Genomic DNA, 17,136 nt, shown 5'->3' on the forward strand with positions numbered 1-17,136 from the left:
CTTAATTCAAAGGCTCTACCGTGGTACGCCCGTAAAACAATTGACGGGCATAGTCGCTGAACTCGACATTTGGCTGATCCACGTAAGCAAATACAGCGTTGAGTCTTAACCTGTCGCCCACCACCGGCGTAACACGATGCAGTGAATAGCGGCCGCGAAACAATGTCAGTGTTCCAGGCACTTGGGGCAGAACCTCTATCTGCTGGGTGTCGGGGTTATCAAGGAATTGCCTGACCGCGTCATAACAGTCGTCGTCCTGATTACGAAGCATGCGTACATATTCAAAATCCCCGCCGGCGCTTGCGGCCTGGAGTGACAGCGTGACGCTGAAGTCGGAGCGATCAAAGTGCCACCCCAGTTGCTGTCCCGTCGTAAAGCCCTGCAAGTTAAGTGCGGCTAACGGATCTGCATGGCGATAGAGCGTGTCCAGACCCAACACGTCCTTGATGAAAGAAAGTACTTCGTCCGATTCATAGATCCGCCTGATCAAGTTGTCGGCAGGAATATCCGCGTAGGCGACAGTATCTTTTTCGGTTTTCATCAAACGCCGCAGGGGATGCCCTGAATCGACGCTTTCCTCTTGAGGTTTGAAATAAACCGTGTGGTTTTCCCGGAAATGAAACATGCGCGGGTGCAGTTCAAGCGTTTGATTCGCCATCGTCGCAACCGACTCATCACGGACAAATCCCGGGAAGATCGCGACGCCTTCCTGGCCGAGCAATGATTGGCTATGAGTGACCAGCGCCCGATAAGCGGGGTGGGTTCGATCGGTAATGGGATAACGCTCAAGGTCGATGACATCGCCCAGGGTTACGGCGGGGGTGAGAGGCAGCATAGGCATGATTATTGGTCTCCGTTGGCTCTTGCTGGAGTCAGATTGCATCGGAGGCAAAAACAAGTCACGCTCATATTTTTACGCTATTTTGTGAATTATTTTCAGGTCGCGCCCTATGAGACTTACTCTGGATCACCTCGTGATGCTGCAAACCCTGTCGGAAGTCGATTCGGTGACCGCTGTGGCCGAGCGTCTATGGCTGACGCCTTCAGCCGTCAGTCATCGCATGCGAGAGGCGGAACGCCGGCTTGGTGTGACCCTGACAGAGCGTTCAGGGGGAAAGTTGCGACTCAGCCCTGCGGGTGTGCGCCTGGAGCGAGCAGCAAGGGACATCATTGCGATTCTTAACGAAGCGGAGGCGGAGGCCAGATCCATGGCAGGCGGGGTCACAGCCTTTGTGCGTATGGGTGTCACCTCATACGGGCCGTTTCGCTGGATTCCAAAATTTATCAAGCATTACTCCAGTCTTCGTCCAGACATCGAAATAACACTGGTGACCGTGCCCCGTAACGATGTGTATGCCAGCCTGATGCAAGGCAGGCTCGATGTGTCGATTATTGATGACGGTATGGTGCCTAGTGGTGTTGCCAAGTTGCCGCTTTTCCGTGACGACCTGATTGCGATCATGGCAACCGATCACCCACTGGCGCACAGGAAAAACATTTATGCCGAAGACTTCAAAACCTACAACCTGGTGACGTATTCAACGGACCGCGCAAGCGGCTGGGAATATGACCGGTTCTTCGCGCCCGCGAGTATTTTGCCGCGCCGAATGATTACCGTGGAGTTGATTGAAGCCATCGTCGAACTGGTGCGCTCGGGATACGGAATCAGCATATTGCAACGCGACTTGGTGACGCCCAGCCTTGAGCGCGGAGAGCTTGCATGGGCAGCCCTGAATGACGGCCTGGATATCGCCTGGAACGCGATTATCCGCCCCTCCGAGCCCGAAGGCAGTGAAGTCAATCAACTGGTCACCGAGCTGACCAGCTGGATTAAACATGCTGGGAAATCCGAGAATGGCTATGCATAGCCAGAAAGCCCGAGACGTGCGAGGGCAAAATAGTCAGTGGCCGGTCTCCTCCTCCACCGGCACCTGCAACCCCACCTTGACGTTGCTCATGGAAACCAGCGTCTTGAAGCGCTTCACATTGTTGTTCTCAAAAAACAATTCCCGTGTCAGTTCCGTGTACTGCTCCATATTGCGCACCGCCAACACCAGCACAAAGTCCCACTCCCCGGCGACGTAGTAACACTGCTGCACTTGCGGGCAATTGGTGAAGCTACGCTTCATGGCGTCCAGCAAATCCAGACGCTCACTCTCCACTTCGACTTGGGCGACGATGGTCAGCGGGTAGCCGAGCTTCTCCTGATCCACCACCGCCACAGTGCCTTTGATGAAGCCATCCTGAGTCAGGCGTTTAAGGCGGCGGTTAACGGCGGCTGAAGACAAATTGACCCGCGCGCCCAGTTCGATTTGGGACAGGCCAGCGTCTTGCTGGACTTCTGCAATCAGCTGCAGGTCGAAGGCATCGAGACTCATGGTGTGGGGGCTCGCAATAAAATTGATGTAAATCGCATAAATGAGTAATGGAAGTGCGGCGACGGCGCCAATTTCAAGAAAAGAGTGTGAGAGTTGCGAGATATTATTTCACTCCGCTGCCCGACACCTGGAGCCGACGATGCTGATCGCCAACCCTAACGCCAGCCGTATCCCCTACCCCGATGACCTCAAGGCCATCCTGAACATTCAGACAGCCGCCGAAAGCCGCGCCTGGCTGGCGAACTGGAACACCCTCAACCGCGCCGGCACACCCTTGTTCAGCCTGCCCGACCTGGCCGCCCATCTTGGTATCGCCGAACTCCTGATCAAGGATGAGTCGAGCCGTTCCCAGCTGGGCAGTTTCAAAGCACTGGGCGCACCGATAGCCTTGGTGCGGTTAATCCTGCGGCTGTTTCCCGAACACCCTTTCGAACCCCGGGGCCTGCTGATGGGCGACTACGGCGACGCCTTGAAGGACATTACGGTGATCAGCGCCACCGACGGCAACCATGGCCGTGCCCTCGCCGCGGCGGCACAAAGCGTCGGTTGCCGTTGCGTCATCGTGCTGCACGCCAACGTCAGCATCGAACGGGAACAGGCCATCGCCGCCTATGGTGCGCAGATCGTGCGAGTCCCCGGCAACTACGATGAATCGGTTGAAGAAGCCGCCGCGCTGGCTGTCGAGCACAACTGGCAGGTGGTGTCCGACACCTCCTACGAGGGCTACGAAGACATTCCTCGGGATGTGATGCAAGGCTACGGCACTATTGCAGCGGAAGTCGTTGAGCAGGCCGATGGCCAAGCCTTCACTCACGTGTTCCTTCAGGGCGGCGTGGGTGGTTTGGCGGCTGGCCTCGCCAGTTATTTCTGGGAGCTTTATGGCACAGCACGACCGGCGATGATCGTCGTTGAACCGCAACAGGCCGACTGCCTCTTCCAAAGCGCCCTCGCCGGCCATGCGGCGAAAACCCAAGGCTCGGTGGACTCAGTAATGGCCGGGCTGGCCTGCGGTGAAACCTCGCCCCTGGCCTGGAAGTTCCTGCAGACCAGCATCGACCACTTCATGACGATTGAAGACGAGGACGCCGTGAACGCCATGCGCATGCTGGCGCGGGGCAGTGATCGGGACGTTCCGCTGGTGGCCGGTGAGTCGGCGGTGGCCGGGCTCGCGGGGTTGATCCAGTTGCTCAAGTCGCCCCACCTGGCCGCTGAAGTGGGCCTTGATGAGTGCTCACGGGTTCTGCTCATCAGCACCGAAGGCGCCACCGCTCCTGCCGTTTACGGCGAACTGGTGGGAGAGACGGCTCGATCGGTGCTGGAACGCCAGCACCTCTGGTTGCAACGAAAATAAGGTGTGGCAGGAGGTTATCAACTTGTCAGTAGAATGGACTGCCATTCAAAACAGGTAGGAGTTGATCGATGCGCATCGCCTTGCTGTCAGACATCCACTTGTCCGTCAACGCGTTACCTTTTCCCGATGTGGATGCCGATATTGTCGTCCTCGCGGGAGACATCTCCCGACCGGCTGCGGCCATTGAGTGGGCCAAATCGTGCCCTGTTCCGATCGTGTACGTGGCAGGGAATCACGAGTTTTATGGCAGCGACTTGATCTCTACCTACGAACATTTGAACAGGTTGTCGCAAGGCACACAGATCCACGTATTGGAACGCTCGGAGTATCTCCACAACGGCGTGCGGTTTTTGGGTTGCACCCTGTGGTCGGACTATCGACTTTTCGATTCTGCAGAGCATCGGGCACAGGGTGTTGATCTGGCTACGAAGCTCATGCGGGACTTCACCCACATAAAAATCTCGCCCGATTTTCCAGACCTGTTCAGCCCGGCGGTTTCCCAACTGATTTTTTTACAGACCGTCGCCTGGCTGGAAGACTGCTTCACCCGCGACAGAACCACTCCCACGGTGGTGGTTTCGCATTTTGCGCCGACACAGTTGAGCATAAGCCCGTTATTTGAGAATTCGCCGATTAACGCGAGTTTTGTTTCAGACCTCGAAGACCGAATCAAGGTCTGGCAGCCGGCACTTTGGCTGCATGGCCATACCCATGGGAGCTTTGACTACCAGGTAGGCAAAACTCGCGTCATTTGCAACGCCCGGGGCTATGCAAAAAATGGCATTAATGAAAATCCGGATTTTAATGGCTCATACGTGATTGACCTGGATATCTGAGGCAACGCGGCCCTGCCTCCTGGAAGCCGGGTCCAGAAAACCGAGCAAGGCTTGGCGGGTGTCATGCAAGGCCGCCGAGTGTTCCATATCGAGGAAATGTCCGGTGTTCTTGATGGTATGGAAACGGGACTGAGGGGCATGATCGGCGAACAGCCGGGCGTCTTCGACCGAGGTGTACTCATCCCATTCGCCGTTGACAAACAGCAGCGGTATCTCGATGGCAGCGGCACAGGCGACATAGCAATGGGTGTCTTGGGTCAGCACCTCATTGACGTGGAAATGCATCTGCCTGTACTCGTGTTCGTCCAAGCTTCTGACATGGCGGTCATTAAAGCGTTTGAACAGCGATGGCAGGTGCTTGCCGATCGTGCTGTTGATCAAGCGACCGACACCGAGGCGGTCGCAAGCCTGGAGATGGTTCAGGCCGCTCTCCAGGTAATCGCGCATCGGCGTATTGATCCGCGCTGCGAATGAATTGATCACCGCCTTCTCGATTCGTCGCGGCCGCTGGGCCAGCGCCAGCAAAGTGGCCGCACCGCCCCAGGAAAAGGACAGCACGTGGTGCGCACCAAAGTGTTCGATTAAATCCAGCAGTATCGCGGCCTCGTCTTCCTTTCGGATCGGTTGGCCGTGGAGGTTGTGTTCCTTCGACTGACCGGCGTAGGGCTGGTCGTAGAGAACCACATTGAATCGCGGCTGCAGGTAACGCACCGTTTGGGCAAAAGATGCGGTCGTTGCCAGTGAGCCATTGACCAGAATGATGGTCTTGTCAGCGGCTGTGTTGAGATAGTGCTCGGTATAAACCTTGTACTTCCCGCAGATCTCGACGATGGCAGTTTTCGGCATCATGACATTTACTTCCTTGAACCCATTGGACTAAGCGCACAGCGTTTGGGATGCCCACAGGGCCCTATCGCAGAAAGCAGTACACGTGGACCTGACAGCGAAGTGCCAGGCCAATACATTAATAACTCAGGGTGATTTTCAAGCGTCAACGCACAGGCCTCCTCGGGCTTAATCTGGCAACACGAACAAGCAACAACAGCGCGAGGGTGCTCCGATGGTTACCGTGACCAATTAGTCACTGACTGACCATATGTTCAGAGTTAAGCAGGGATTTCTCCGTCTGCAAGAACGCAGACGAGTTATTGCGTCGAATCGCAAGCTAAGGCTTGAGGCGTGAGGAATCAGATGCGCAAGTGCGCACTCATGTAGTCAATGAAAACGCGCAGCTTGGGCGAGGCATAACGGCTGGCCGGCCACAGCATCCAGAAGACGACCTGGCGGTCAATGTAATCGTCCAGCACGGTGACCAACTGGCCGCTTTCCAGCGCTTCGCGCACCAGGAAGGCAGGCAGAAAGGCAATACCCCTGCCCTGGATTGCGGCATAGGCAAGAGGCTCGATCGTGTTCGACGTCATCGTGGCGGGCAGCACCAATTCAGTCTCGGAGGCTTCGAGCCGCAGCGGCCAACGCTCCAGCTTTCCCGTTGCGGGGAATTTGTGTTGCAGGCATAAATGGCGTTCCAGTTCACGAGGATTAGCGGGTACACCCTGCCGCTTGAGATACGTGGGCGATGCCACCAGCACATGTGCGCAGGAACCCAAGCGGCGCGCGGTCAAGCGCGAATCGGTTTGCTCGCCGGTCCGAATCACCGCATCGAACCCCTCCTCGATCACATCGACCATGCGGTCGCAAAAATCGATATCCAGTTCGACTTCCGGATACTGCTCCATGAACCCGTCAAAGGCCGGCATCATCAGGTCGCCCAGTAGAGGTGTGCCCACGCGAAGCCGCCCACGTGGACTGCCCGCCAGACCTGACAGCTCGGACTCGGCAGCGGTGACCTCGCTGAGGATGCGGCGGCATCGCTCAAGGAACAGGGTCCCCTCGGCCGTCAGCGTGATGCTGCGTGTGCTGCGATGAAACAGCCGTACATGCAAGCGCTCTTCCATTCGAGCGATGGTTTTGCCCACGGTCGAGGACGACACCCCTAACTGGCGGGCGGCCTCGGTAAAGCTGCGCGTTTCGGCAACCTGCACGAACATTGAGATGCCACTCAGACTTTCCATCACTTTTCCTGCTTGCCCGGTAGTACCTCACCAACAAGGTGGGATTACGGAAAAATCATCCGAAATGTTCGGCATCGCGGGATATTTTTCTTCACGAACTTTACGCCTACATTGCGCCCATCTCACCACTGATAGGTATCGATGTTATGTCCAAACTGCATACGAGCATCCAAATAGGCCCCTACCAAATTGCCCATCGCGTCGTCCTGGCGCCACTTACCCGGATGCGCGCCGAGCCGGGCGCCATCCCTGGCCAGTTGATGGCCGAGTACTACGCCCAGCGTACAACCGCTGGCGGGCTGCTGATTGGCGAAGCCACTATCGCCGCACCCAATGGCAATGGATACCTCGGTGCTCCTGGCCTGTATGACGACAGCCAGATCGCCGGCTGGAAGCTCGTGACCGACGCGGTTCATGCCAAGGGCGGCAAAATCTTTCTGCAGCTCTATCATGCGGGGCGTCAGTCCAATAGCCTCCTGCAGCCGGACGGCGGCCAGCCAGTGGCCCCTTCCGTTGTGGACCACGGCGGCCTCGCCTTCACCGAGACCGGCTGGACACCCGGCACCCCGGCGCGCGAACTGACCATCGCGGAAATCCGCGGGCTGGTAGACAGTTTCAGCGCCGCGGCCGAACGCGGTATCGCAGCCGGATTCGACGGCGTGGAGTTGCACTCGGCCAACGGCTACCTGTTCGATCAATTCCTCCAGGACGGTAGCAACAAACGTACGGATATCTACGGTGGCTCGTTCGAGAACCGCAGCCGGTTCCTGCTGGAAGCAGTAGAAGCGGTGATCGCCGTCTGGGGCAGCAATCGGGTGGCGGTGCGTCTGGGGCCAAGCGGCAATTTCGGCGATATGTCCGACAGCGACCCCGTCGGCCTGTTCACCTATGTCGCGCGCGAGCTGAACAAGCTGGACCTCGCCTATCTGCATCTGATCGAGCCGCGCATTTTAGGTGTCGCCGAGGACGATCGCCGGGACCAGAATCCGGTGGCGTCCCAACTCATCCGCCAGCACTACAAGGGCACCCTTATCGCGGCGGGCGGCTTTTCCGGTGAATCGGCCAAGGCGATCCTTGAAGCCGGCGATGCCGACCTGGTCGCTTTTGGCCGCCACTTCATCGCCAACCCTGACTTGCCAGAGCGCCTGCGCAAGGGCTGGCCGCTGAACCCATACGACCGCGAGACGTTCTTCGGGGGCACCGAGGTGGGTTACACGGACTATCCTTTCCATACCGAAGCTGCATGATCATTCGCACCGCGGGCAACTGGGGGTCGTAGTACCCCCAGCTGTCCAAAAAACCTGATCCACCTCATTAACGGGACCTGCCGGGCCCAAGGTGCATACTGGCTGATGGGAGGTGCTGAACAGATGAAGGACCTTTTCACCTACAGGCTTTTCACCAGGGTGGCGCGACTGGGCAGTTTTTCGGCCGCGGCACGCGAAGTGGGTCTTTCTCAATCCCAGGTTTCCAGAATTGTGGCCGAACTCGAAGCCGATCTCGGCACTCTGCTCTTGGCAAGATCGACACGCGCGGTCGTGCCCACGGAGGCAGGGGCGGATTTTCTGTCGCGCATGGAGCCCATCCTTGCAGCGGTGGAAGAAGCTGAGCAGAGCGTTCGCGGGGGTGGCGAGCTGCGTGGTGTCGTCCGGATCAGCATGCCAACGAGCATCGGCATCAGGGAAATCATTCCGCGTATCGCTCCGTTCGCGACATTACATCCCAACTTGCATATCCAGGTCCTGCTCGCCGATCACTGGCAGGATCTGGTCCGCGAAAACATCGATGTTGCGATAAGGCTAGGGCGGCTCTTGGATTCCAGCGCAACGAGCCGTCAGATCATGACCATCAAGCGATTCATTCTCGCCTCTCCCTCCTACTTGCGCGCCGCTGGAGAGCCGATCACACCGGAAGACTTGCAATCACATCGAATAGTTGCAGGCCCAGCCTCGACTGTCCCGAGCGGCTGGATGTTCACACGCAATGGAGAGACCAGGACCATTCAGCTCGAGGCTCACTTCTCCACCGACGAAAATGAGGGCGCTGTCGCAGCCGCAGCCGCTGGGTTGGGGATCACGTCGACAACGGCCTGGGCGTGCCGGCGTGAGCTGGAAAGTGGTGAACTCGTCACACTGCTCACCGATTGGGAGACCGAATCCGTACCTGTTCATGCCTACTTCCCCCATGGTTCACGCACCCGGGGTGCCGGCCGCGCCTTGATCGAGCATCTTGTAACCAGTCTTCTGGCTGAGGGTTGTGACACGTCGGGCCTGTAGGTTTATGCATCCCTTGCATAGAAGATAGCGAAAAAGAGTGGCTAATCAGATCCCGCCGAAGCTGCCAATTTAGTGTCACCCCCCTGCACGACGCACCGGTCGATCTATTCATCCGGACGGCGCGCTGGACGGCCTTTATTTTCATCCTTCCAGGAGAAGTGTCATGCGTATGACCGGCAATACTATCTTCATCACCGGCGGCGGCTCCGGCATTGGACGAGGCTTGGCCGAAGCCTTCCACACGCTCGGCAATCAGGTGATCATCTCTGGCCGGCGGATGGAGCGGCTACAGGAGACGCTCGGCGCCAATCCGGGTATGGCCGCCATTGAGCTCGACATTACCGACCCGGACAGCATCCAGGCGGCAGCGCAGAAGCTCATTTCCAATTACCCGAACGTGAATGTGCTGATCAACAATGCCGGCGTCATGATGCTGGATCACGCAGACAAGCCAGTGGACGATGCGCTCGCACTGTCGACCGTCACCACTAACCTGCTCGGCCCGATTCGCATGACCTCGGTCCTGATCGAGCATCTGAAGGCGCAACCTGATGCGGTGATCGTCAACGTCTCCTCCGTTCTCGGCTTCGTGCCGATGGCAGTGACGGCGGTCTATTCGGCGACCAAGGCAGCCCTCCATTCCTACACGTTGTCACAGCGCTACCTGCTGCGGGGACATGGCATCCAACTGGTCGAAGTCGCGCCGCCTTGGGTACGCACCGAGCTGCTCGATAGCAGCGAGGAAGAGCGCGCCATTCCTCTCGACCAGTTCATTACGGAAGCGATGAAGCAGTTCGAGAGCGGCGTGGACGAAATCCTCGTATCACCCGCCGAGGCGATGCGTGCCAACCCTGGCCCGAATGAGCATGCGTGGGTCAATCAGTTCAACGACATGATCGCAGCCGGGCCCGCTTTGGGCTGACCGCGACGATGTCAGAACTGGCAACATCAGGCGGCCTCAGCGATCGTCTGCCCTCATATTGCTAACAGGATCAAGACCATGACCGCACGCACACCCGCCGAGAACAAGGCCATCGTTCTCGAAGGCTTCGACACCCTATTCAACCGCAAGGATTTGGCTGCGGCCGAACACTTCTGGTCGCCCTCTTATATTCAACACAGTGCTCATGTGCCCCCAGGTCGCGAGGGCCTGTTCGATCTCGTCGCCACGGGATCGCCCACCCTGCATTACGAATGCCAGCTCGCGGTGGCACAAGGCGATTTCGTCATGCTGCACGGCCGATTCTCTGGCCTCGGCCAGCCGGTGAACTGGGTCGTGGTCGACATACTCCGCCTCGAGAACGGCGTGATGGTCGAGCATTGGGATGTCATCCAGGACGAGGCCACGCGCGAAAGCTCCGCGGGCGGCCATCCCATGTTCGGAGATCACTTCCCCGGCTGACGCCCCTCGAACAACCACTCGGTCGTTTGTTGCGGCGACGAACAACACAACGCATCGGTCTCGTCGAAATACTTGGCTATTGGCCCGCGCCTTGCTTTGGCATCTTTTGCGTGATGGGCGTTGCAGGATGCAGACCGCAAGCCTGGCAACGATCATGGCGTTTATGCAGAACCTGAACGGGGTGTTGATTGTGGCAAGCATCTAGACGACAGACCGCCCTACTTTCAGGAACACCCCCCAAGGTTGGGGACTTTCGCCCGCCAGAGCTGGCAGGCTTATTAATTGCCAAACTTCACTAAAAGCAGGCTGGCCACGCTCCGCGCGCAAATAAAAAAAATAAATGAACAACAAGGGGAGCCCTACCTTGAAAATTTCAACAATCTGCGTCGCGGGCAGCCTTTTGGTTTCGGTCGCGGCTACTGCTACAGGGATGATTCCCGTCATCGACCTGGACTTCACAAGGTCGGCTGCTGAAACGCTGAAAAAACGGGGAATCAACGACGCTTGTATCGTTGCCGCTTCAAACCCGAAAACGTTCACCTATTGCCGAGAAGGATCGCCAACGCTCTGGAAGTATCAGGCTTTGGATCTGGAACAACAGGCGGTGATCCTGAATGACGAAAAGCTGCTCCTGACAGACAACGGGCAAATCACCGTCGCGGAAGCCGATAGCGCAGCCTGCCAACAAGACAACCCTGCGCCATTGGTTAAACCGGCGATTACTCGTGGGCTAGCCCTCGGCCTGATCACCCTTTTTCTGTTGATTGGTTTGCGATACACCTACCGGGCAAGCCGCCGTCCGTAACCAAAACATGATTGGCAAAGGGTCGTCGTAAACCTGCGCAAATCACGAGTCAGCACAGACTCAAGAAGCAGTGCTATTTGACGAGTCGTGTTTCCTTGGAAGGCCTGTATCCGAAGTACGAGCTATAGCACTTGCTGAAGTGGCTGGGCGATACAAAGCCACACGCAACCAACACGTCCACCTGGGACAGCTCCGTGTGCTGGAGCAGTCGACGCGCCTCGGTAATCCGCAGCTCCATGTAATACCGTTGCGGCGTTGTGCCCAGTTGCTCCTTGAACAAGCGCTCGAGTTGTCGACGCGAACGGCCTGCGTATACGGCCAACTGCTCCAACTCCAGAGGCTCTTCGAGGTTGGCATCCATCAGCTTCACCACCTCGCGTAATGGCGCACTCACGCAGACATTTTCAGTCGGTTTTATCCGCCGATAACGCGACTCCTCGAAAGCAAGAATGTCCTCAATCCCCTCGACGAGGGCTTTGTCGTGCAAGCCTTTGATCCAGTCCAGCGCCATGTGGAATGCCCCCGAGGGACTGGAAGCCGTGAGCCGGTCTCGATCAATGACGTAGGGCTCACTGGTGACATGCGTCGCCTTGGAGATTTCCGCGAGTGCGGGGCGATGTTCGGGGTGAATCGCGCAACGATATCCGTCAAGCAAGCCTGCCCTTCCCAGGAACCATGCGCCATTCCACAACCCGGCCAGACTGACACCCTGGTCTGATGCAGCCCTCAACAGGGAGATGAGTTCATCCGTCGCTTTGAGTTCTGTCCTGTAACCGCCACAAATGACCAGAAGATCCAGGTCCTGGATCGCTGAACAATCGAAACGGGCATCCGGCCGAATGACCAGGCCCAGGTCACTGATGACCTCCTCATCGGTCAAGCCGAACGTTCGGGAAGAGAACAACCCGGGTCGCAGAAGATTCGCGGTGACAATCGTATCCAGTGCTTGCGTGAATGCGGGCAGCGAGAAATGCTCAAGCAACAGAAATCCTGCCCGAACCATTTGAGTTTTCTCGTTGGGGTTCTCATTCAGATAGCGGAGATTTTTCCCCTTCATGCCTCCGCTAAATTGGCGTCGTTCGATCAATGTTCGACCTACTCGGTTACGTAACCCAACCTGTCGTTGGGTGCGTTGATAAACCTCAATGCTAACTGTAGAAGTTTCAAAACCACTAGCGCCATTTTTGCGATTGATCAGGCCAGCTGAAAGCCGTGACGTAGAGGGTCCTTATCCGTTTTCCATGACGAACTGAAAAACCAAGAGGATTACTCCTCGGCGAGCCGTGTCACTTTCGCTGCGGCTCGTAACTGAACCACCTGTGATTCCTCGCTCACCGTCGAGGTGACCATCGTTGCAATAATGGACTTGAGCGCCAACTGCCCCACCGGCTGACCCTGACTGTCAGTGACTACCAATTCGTCGAGTCCCGCTTCAACCAGTCGTTTGACCGCCGACTCGAGTGACGTCCCCATGGTTACCGCCAGCGTTGCTCCAGCCTTCGCCCGAACAAACGGCCGCATGATGGCCTCGACGCTGATCACCCGCCCCCGGTTCACTTCCTTGACGAAGTTGGCAATGTAATCGTCGGCAGGACTCATGACGATCTCCTGCCGGGTGCCTTGTTGCACCACCTCACCGTCACGCAAGATAGCGATGCGATCACCGATGCGCAGCGCCTCATCAAGGTCATGGGTAATGAACACGATGGTCTTCTTAATCTCTTTTTGCAGGTCCAGGAGCACCGATTGCATGTCCATGCGGATCAGCGGATCAAGGGCCGAGAAGGCTTCATCCATCAACAGGATCGGCGCATCACTGGCCAGTGCCCGGGCCAGGCCAACGCGCTGCTGCATGCCGCCGGAAAGCTGATTGGGATAGTGACGCTCGTAACCTTTGAGCCCTACCCGATCCAGCCAGCCCCTGGCGATCTCTTCTTGTTTGCCACGGGCCAATCCCTGGATCTCCAGCCCATAGACCGCATTGTCGAGCACGGTCCGGTTCGGCAGCAGCGCGAACTTCTGAAACACCATGGAAATTCTGTGCCGGCGAAATTCTCGCAAATCATTCTGGCTCATCTTGAGCACATCGACGCCACCGACGATGACTTCGCCGGCCGTGGGTTCGATCAATCTATTGATATGTCGGATCAAGGTCGATTTGCCCGAGCCGGAAAGCCCCATGATCACCTGAATGCCCCCCGACGGCATGCTGATATTGATGTCCTTCAAGCCCAGTACATGACTGTGATTGCTCAGCAGTTCGGCCTTGCTCATGCCCTGTTTGACCCGTTCGATACTGGCGTGCGCCTGGTAACCGAAGATCTTGTAGAGATGCTTGATTTCGATGCCGAAATCGTTGGTCAGATTAGTGGCCATGGACCCGCTCCAGATGCTTTTGCAACCTTCTGCCGTAGGCTTGGCTGACCCGATCGAAGATCACCGCAATACCGACAATGGCCAGGCCGTTGAACATGCCCAGGGTGAAGTATTGGTTGGAAATGGCTTTGAGCACCGGTTGCCCGAGCCCCTGAACCCCAATCATCGACGCGATGACCACCATGGCCAAGGCCATCATGATTGTCTGGTTGATGCCGGCCATGATCGATGGCAACGCCAGAGGTAACTGGACATTTTTCAGCTTCTGCCAGCTGGATGAGCCAAAGGCGTCGGCACACTCCATCATCTCGGCGTCGACGTGGCGGATACCGAGATTGGTCAGGCGGATCATTGGCGGCAAGGCGTAGACCACGACCGCAATCAGCCCCGCGACCTTGCCGATCCCCAGCAACATCACCACCGGAATCAAATAGACAAAACTTGGCAGGGTCTGCATCACGTCCAGTACCGGGCTGACCAGGTTCTGCAGACGATTGGAGCGGGCCATCGCGATGCCGGTCGGCAAGCCGATGACAACGGATATCACCGTGCAGACGAAGATCATCGACAGCGTCTTCATCGTGTCGGACCACATGTCCAGATACCCGATAGCCATCAGCGTGAACACGCAACCCAGGACAATTTTCCAGCTGCGGCTGGCGAACCAGGCAATCAGGGCGACCAGCACAATGATGATCGGCCATGGCGTCGTGGTCATGAACCGTTCGGACTGATTAAGGAACACTTGCAACGGCTGGAAAAAGGCCTCGAAGCTATCGCCGTAGGTGCTGGTGAAATTGCGAAAGGCACCGTCGATGGCCTTTTTCAAGGCCCGGAGTCTTTCGTCCTCCATATGTGGAAAGCTGAGTAACCACTCCATGACATTCCCCTTTCGTAGAAGACCGTAAGAACGCTGGCAGGTCATTTCAATACATGGGTGTTTTTATTGTTGTCTGCGCAAAGGGGTCGATGCAGCCGGTCACAACGGGCTGCATTGACCCGAGAGATTAAAGTGCAGCTTTGATCTTGCTGCTCGCTTCAGGCGTGACCCACTGACTCCAGAGCGCTTCGTTGTTTTTCAGGAAGTACTTGGCGCCTTCCTCCCCGGTGGCCTGGTTATCGGTCATCCAGGCAATCAGTTTGTTCACCGTCTCGTTGGACCAGGCGCGCTTGTTCAGGTACGCCATGACGGTCGGCGAGCGAGCCGCGAAGGATTTGGTGGTCAAGGTAAAGACCCGATCGATCGGCCAGCCATTCGGTTTTGGATCAGGGCAGTCGGCGACCGTATTGCAACGTTTCCACTCCACCGGATCGACAGCAAGGCCATTTTCCAGTTTCACCATCGGGTACTTGCCCAACAAGGCGGTGGGCTCCCAATAAAACCCCAACCAGGGCGCCTTGCGCTCGTAGGCTTTGGCAATGGAGCCGTCCAGCGCCGCTGCCGAACCGGTATCCACCAGCACAAAACCGGCCTTCTCGAAGCCATAGGCCTTGAAGAACTGACTGGTCACCACGGTGCCGCCCCAACCTTGCGGGCCGTTGTAGATCGCGCCTTTTTTCTTGTCGTCAGGGGCCGGGAACAGTTCGGGATGCTTCTTCACATCATCGAAGCTCTTGATGTCGGGGTGGGCGTCAGCAATGTACTTTGGAATCCACCAGCCTTGAGAACCGCCGTCGGATAAGGAGCTTGCTGCCTGAACCAGGTTACCGCTTTGAATACCCTTCTTCGCGACCTCCGGAACCAGGTCGATCCAGCCTTCGGGGGCGATATCGGGCCGACCCTTTTCAGTCATCGAAGTGATGGTTGGAACCGTATCGCCAGAGACCAGATCGGCATTACAACCGTAGCCGGCATTGAGGATCAGCTTGTCGACATTGGCCATCACTTCAGCTGATTGCCAGTTCATGTTGGCGATCGTCACATCACCACACTCAGACGCTGATACCCAACCCGTGAAGGCAACAATCCCCAGTGCAAGTCCCGTCTTCGAGAAAGACTTTATATTCATAAACGCTAACCTCGATTGCGGCCAGAGTTAAGGAGGGCCAACTACCGCGTCATTGGACCTTCTTTCGTGTCAGCAGAATGGGCAAATGGACTCATGGAACTGGCGACCGAAGCCGCCGAATCCAGACCTGCTTTTATTGTTTTATCGAAGCCGTCGGCGATCATGGCTTCGAGGCCCGCCGCTGTGACGCCGCGGTAACTGATGAGCGCCTGCAAGAGTTCGTCGACGGTGTGCCCATTGCCGATCAGCTGGCTGGCATCGACCACCACCGCATTGGCCGCGCGTTGGGCAATGGCGGGAGGCAAGCCTCTACTCACGGCATGTTGGAACAAGCTGCGAGCCAGCAACGCCGGGTAAGCAGGCCCTGTTCCCACCAGCGCTGTCAGGTAGTTCAACTGGTGTTCGGTAAAGACTTCATCGGCGCTGCCGAAGGTTTCGAACAGCCGCTGGGCGAACGCTTTCTGCTCGTCGGTGACCTCTTGCGTGACCAACCAGGGTGTATAGGACTTGCCGATCTCCGCGGCGGCGTTGGCCATGGCGCGAATCACCTGACGACTGCCAGTACGCTGTACCACCTCTTCCAGGGACACGCCGGCCATCAACGAAATCACCAGTCGGTTTTCAGCAAAAATCTTCACGTCGACAAACTGCTCGGGACGTACTGACACGATGACCACATCACAACGTTCCACCAGTGCCTGGTTGTCCCGCGTTACCGACACCTGTGACCACTTGGCACTCGGTAACGGGTTGCTGGCGCTGCGATTCGAAAGCACCAACGCACCGGGCTGGACAAAAGCCTTGTCGAGCATCGCCAGAGCAATCGAGCGGCCAAGCCATCCCGATCCACCGATAATGCCTATCGTGGGTTCGTCGAACATTTGAACCTGCCTTCGTCAGTCAGAAGTCGCGGTCAATCAGGAGTTGGCGGTGAAACTTCATCCATCACATACCCATGGCGGGAGTAGAAGCGTTTCAATTCTCGCTCCAGGGGTTCATGGCCGGTGAATATCTTCACGTACTCGGGAATCCGCCGCATTCGCTCCCCGACATCCTCTCGGGTGTTGGTGCTGATATAGCCAATCTGCGTCAGGTAAATCGTTCGAGCCCGCACATCGGCGGCGTCAAATGCATAGTCGAAACGCACGAACATCCGGATAAGGGCTTCGCGCCTGGCAATGTCCGCCACCCGGATATGTTCGGCCACTTCAGCGGACTGCAAGGCCCAGCTGCGCATCGCAAATTCAAACTGTGAATCGAACAGTTCCGGGTTCAGCCAACAGTCAAAAACGTTGAGCATCGCCTCGGCAATGCTTTCGGCATAACACTCTGTCTGGGCGATCAGATTGCCGGTGTTCTTCACCCGCCAGCGCTCGATCAATGCGGCCAGCAGCTCTTCGCGATCCTTGAAAAACCAGTAAAAACTGGTTCTCGACAACCCCAGTTTTTTGGCCAGCGGCATCACCCGCACCGTGTCGACGCCGCACTCGGTCAGGCTTTCATACGCTGCATCGAGCCACCCTTCCAGGGACCCTCTCCAGCCGGTTTCTACTGCTTTGGTTTGTTCGTTCATGGCTCGATCCTAGTCGCTCACCCGACACCGCGCAAGCAAAATGTACACCTGTGTTCAG

General features: G+C 57.2%; 18 protein-coding genes. 8 read left to right on the forward strand and 10 right to left on the reverse strand.

Going from position 1 to position 17,136, the window contains the following annotated elements:
- Position 1: 1 nt before the first annotated feature.
- Positions 2-841, reverse strand: a complete 840-nt coding sequence (locus tag AC3IUE_RS20245; protein ID WP_046046563.1) for a HalD/BesD family halogenase — start codon at positions 839-841, stop codon at positions 2-4.
- Positions 842-977: 136 nt separating this feature from the next.
- Here AC3IUE_RS20245 and AC3IUE_RS20250 point away from each other — a divergent pair, with 136 nt between their 5' ends.
- Complete coding sequence (locus AC3IUE_RS20250) at positions 978-1,868, forward strand: LysR family transcriptional regulator (protein ID WP_489268898.1); 891 nt, start codon at positions 978-980, stop codon at positions 1,866-1,868.
- Between the two features lie 33 nt (positions 1,869-1,901).
- Here AC3IUE_RS20250 and AC3IUE_RS20255 read toward each other — a convergent pair whose 3' ends face one another.
- Entirely contained in the window at positions 1,902-2,378 is a 477-nt protein-coding gene (locus AC3IUE_RS20255; protein WP_489263488.1) for an Lrp/AsnC family transcriptional regulator, read from the reverse strand.
- A 139-nt stretch (positions 2,379-2,517) separates the two neighbouring features.
- Between AC3IUE_RS20255 and AC3IUE_RS20260 the strand changes: the two genes are divergently transcribed.
- Both AC3IUE_RS20260 and AC3IUE_RS20265 read left to right on the forward strand, forming a co-directional pair.
- Positions 2,518-3,729: a diaminopropionate ammonia-lyase gene (locus AC3IUE_RS20260; protein WP_489263489.1), complete on the forward strand. Its 1,212-nt coding sequence runs from the start codon at positions 2,518-2,520 to the stop codon at positions 3,727-3,729.
- Positions 3,730-3,797: 68 nt separating this feature from the next.
- Entirely contained in the window at positions 3,798-4,565 is a 768-nt protein-coding gene (locus tag AC3IUE_RS20265) for a metallophosphoesterase (protein ID WP_489263490.1), read from the forward strand.
- Here AC3IUE_RS20265 and AC3IUE_RS20270 read toward each other — a convergent pair.
- The gene (locus tag AC3IUE_RS20270; RefSeq protein ID WP_489263492.1) at positions 4,539-5,414 is read right to left on the reverse strand and encodes an alpha/beta fold hydrolase; all 876 of its coding nucleotides are present in this window, start codon (positions 5,412-5,414) and stop codon (positions 4,539-4,541) included. The genes AC3IUE_RS20265 and AC3IUE_RS20270 overlap by 27 nt on opposite strands.
- A 338-nt stretch (positions 5,415-5,752) precedes the next feature.
- Positions 5,753-6,637 carry a LysR family transcriptional regulator gene (locus AC3IUE_RS20275; RefSeq protein WP_489263493.1) on the reverse strand — a complete coding sequence of 295 codons (885 nt, stop codon included), beginning with the start codon at positions 6,635-6,637 and terminating at the stop codon, positions 5,753-5,755.
- 146 nt (positions 6,638-6,783) lie between these two features.
- On the opposite strand from AC3IUE_RS20275, the gene AC3IUE_RS20280 reads away from it, so the two are divergent.
- From AC3IUE_RS20280 to AC3IUE_RS20300, 5 genes are all read left to right on the forward strand, one after another.
- A complete protein-coding gene (locus AC3IUE_RS20280; RefSeq protein WP_489263495.1) occupies positions 6,784-7,884 on the forward strand; it encodes an alkene reductase in 1,101 nt (366 codons plus the stop codon).
- Positions 7,885-8,007: 123 nt separating this feature from the next.
- Positions 8,008-8,913 carry a LysR family transcriptional regulator gene (locus AC3IUE_RS20285; protein ID WP_489263496.1) on the forward strand — a complete coding sequence of 302 codons (906 nt, stop codon included), beginning with the start codon at positions 8,008-8,010 and terminating at the stop codon, positions 8,911-8,913.
- A 163-nt stretch (positions 8,914-9,076) separates the two neighbouring features.
- Positions 9,077-9,835: an SDR family oxidoreductase gene (locus tag AC3IUE_RS20290; RefSeq protein ID WP_489263497.1), complete on the forward strand. Its 759-nt coding sequence runs from the start codon at positions 9,077-9,079 to the stop codon at positions 9,833-9,835.
- A gap of 78 nt (positions 9,836-9,913) precedes the next feature.
- Entirely contained in the window at positions 9,914-10,315 is a 402-nt protein-coding gene (locus AC3IUE_RS20295; RefSeq protein WP_056741842.1) for a nuclear transport factor 2 family protein, read from the forward strand.
- A 364-nt stretch (positions 10,316-10,679) separates the two neighbouring features.
- Positions 10,680-11,120 (forward strand): hypothetical protein, encoded by a 441-nt coding sequence (locus AC3IUE_RS20300; protein WP_489263498.1) that lies wholly within the window; start codon positions 10,680-10,682, stop codon positions 11,118-11,120.
- A gap of 73 nt (positions 11,121-11,193) precedes the next feature.
- Here AC3IUE_RS20300 and AC3IUE_RS20305 read toward each other — a convergent pair whose 3' ends face one another.
- The 6 genes from AC3IUE_RS20305 to AC3IUE_RS20330 all read right to left on the reverse strand — a co-directional run bounded on the left by AC3IUE_RS20305 (position 11,194) and on the right by AC3IUE_RS20330 (position 17,078).
- Complete coding sequence (locus tag AC3IUE_RS20305) at positions 11,194-12,207, reverse strand: GlxA family transcriptional regulator (protein ID WP_176471602.1); 1,014 nt, start codon at positions 12,205-12,207, stop codon at positions 11,194-11,196.
- 179 nt (positions 12,208-12,386) lie between these two features.
- Positions 12,387-13,496 (reverse strand): quaternary amine ABC transporter ATP-binding protein, encoded by a 1,110-nt coding sequence (locus AC3IUE_RS20310; RefSeq protein ID WP_489263499.1) that lies wholly within the window; start codon positions 13,494-13,496, stop codon positions 12,387-12,389.
- The gene (locus AC3IUE_RS20315) at positions 13,486-14,349 is read right to left on the reverse strand and encodes an ABC transporter permease (RefSeq protein ID WP_489268900.1); all 864 of its coding nucleotides are present in this window, start codon (positions 14,347-14,349) and stop codon (positions 13,486-13,488) included. Before AC3IUE_RS20315 ends, AC3IUE_RS20310 begins: the two co-directional genes overlap by 11 nt.
- A 154-nt stretch (positions 14,350-14,503) precedes the next feature.
- Positions 14,504-15,505 carry an ABC transporter substrate-binding protein gene (locus tag AC3IUE_RS20320; protein WP_461998944.1) on the reverse strand — a complete coding sequence of 334 codons (1,002 nt, stop codon included), beginning with the start codon at positions 15,503-15,505 and terminating at the stop codon, positions 14,504-14,506.
- A 41-nt stretch (positions 15,506-15,546) separates the two neighbouring features.
- Positions 15,547-16,386, reverse strand: a complete 840-nt coding sequence (locus AC3IUE_RS20325; protein WP_489263500.1) for a pyrroline-5-carboxylate reductase family protein — start codon at positions 16,384-16,386, stop codon at positions 15,547-15,549.
- Between the two features lie 32 nt (positions 16,387-16,418).
- Positions 16,419-17,078, reverse strand: coding sequence for a TetR/AcrR family transcriptional regulator (locus AC3IUE_RS20330; RefSeq protein ID WP_489263501.1), 660 nt, complete (start codon positions 17,076-17,078; stop codon positions 16,419-16,421).
- Positions 17,079-17,136: the final 58 nt, after the last annotated feature.

It is taken from the genome of Pseudomonas sp. GL_093 (assembly GCF_057837605.1).

Coding starts and splice junctions, on each gene's coding strand:
- AC3IUE_RS20275 (WP_489263493.1), bottom strand. CDS start 6,637: ATGGAAAGTCTGAGTGGCATCTCAATGTTCGTGCAGGTTGCCGAAACG.
- AC3IUE_RS20315 (WP_489268900.1), bottom strand. CDS start 14,349: ATGGAGGACGAAAGACTCCGGGCCTTGAAAAAGGCCATCGACGGTGCC.
- AC3IUE_RS20290 (WP_489263497.1), top strand. CDS start 9,077: ATGCGTATGACCGGCAATACTATCTTCATCACCGGCGGCGGCTCCGGC.
- AC3IUE_RS20245 (WP_046046563.1), bottom strand. CDS start 841: ATGCCTATGCTGCCTCTCACCCCCGCCGTAACCCTGGGCGATGTCATC.
- AC3IUE_RS20330 (WP_489263501.1), bottom strand. CDS start 17,078: ATGAACGAACAAACCAAAGCAGTAGAAACCGGCTGGAGAGGGTCCCTG.
- AC3IUE_RS20310 (WP_489263499.1), bottom strand. CDS start 13,496: ATGGCCACTAATCTGACCAACGATTTCGGCATCGAAATCAAGCATCTC.
- AC3IUE_RS20255 (WP_489263488.1), bottom strand. CDS start 2,378: ATGAGTCTCGATGCCTTCGACCTGCAGCTGATTGCAGAAGTCCAGCAA.
- AC3IUE_RS20265 (WP_489263490.1), top strand. CDS start 3,798: ATGCGCATCGCCTTGCTGTCAGACATCCACTTGTCCGTCAACGCGTTA.
- AC3IUE_RS20250 (WP_489268898.1), top strand. CDS start 978: ATGCTGCAAACCCTGTCGGAAGTCGATTCGGTGACCGCTGTGGCCGAG.
- AC3IUE_RS20285 (WP_489263496.1), top strand. CDS start 8,008: ATGAAGGACCTTTTCACCTACAGGCTTTTCACCAGGGTGGCGCGACTG.
- AC3IUE_RS20295 (WP_056741842.1), top strand. CDS start 9,914: ATGACCGCACGCACACCCGCCGAGAACAAGGCCATCGTTCTCGAAGGC.
- AC3IUE_RS20325 (WP_489263500.1), bottom strand. CDS start 16,386: ATGTTCGACGAACCCACGATAGGCATTATCGGTGGATCGGGATGGCTT.
- AC3IUE_RS20320 (WP_461998944.1), bottom strand. CDS start 15,505: ATGAATATAAAGTCTTTCTCGAAGACGGGACTTGCACTGGGGATTGTT.
- AC3IUE_RS20270 (WP_489263492.1), bottom strand. CDS start 5,414: ATGATGCCGAAAACTGCCATCGTCGAGATCTGCGGGAAGTACAAGGTT.
- AC3IUE_RS20260 (WP_489263489.1), top strand. CDS start 2,518: ATGCTGATCGCCAACCCTAACGCCAGCCGTATCCCCTACCCCGATGAC.
- AC3IUE_RS20280 (WP_489263495.1), top strand. CDS start 6,784: ATGTCCAAACTGCATACGAGCATCCAAATAGGCCCCTACCAAATTGCC.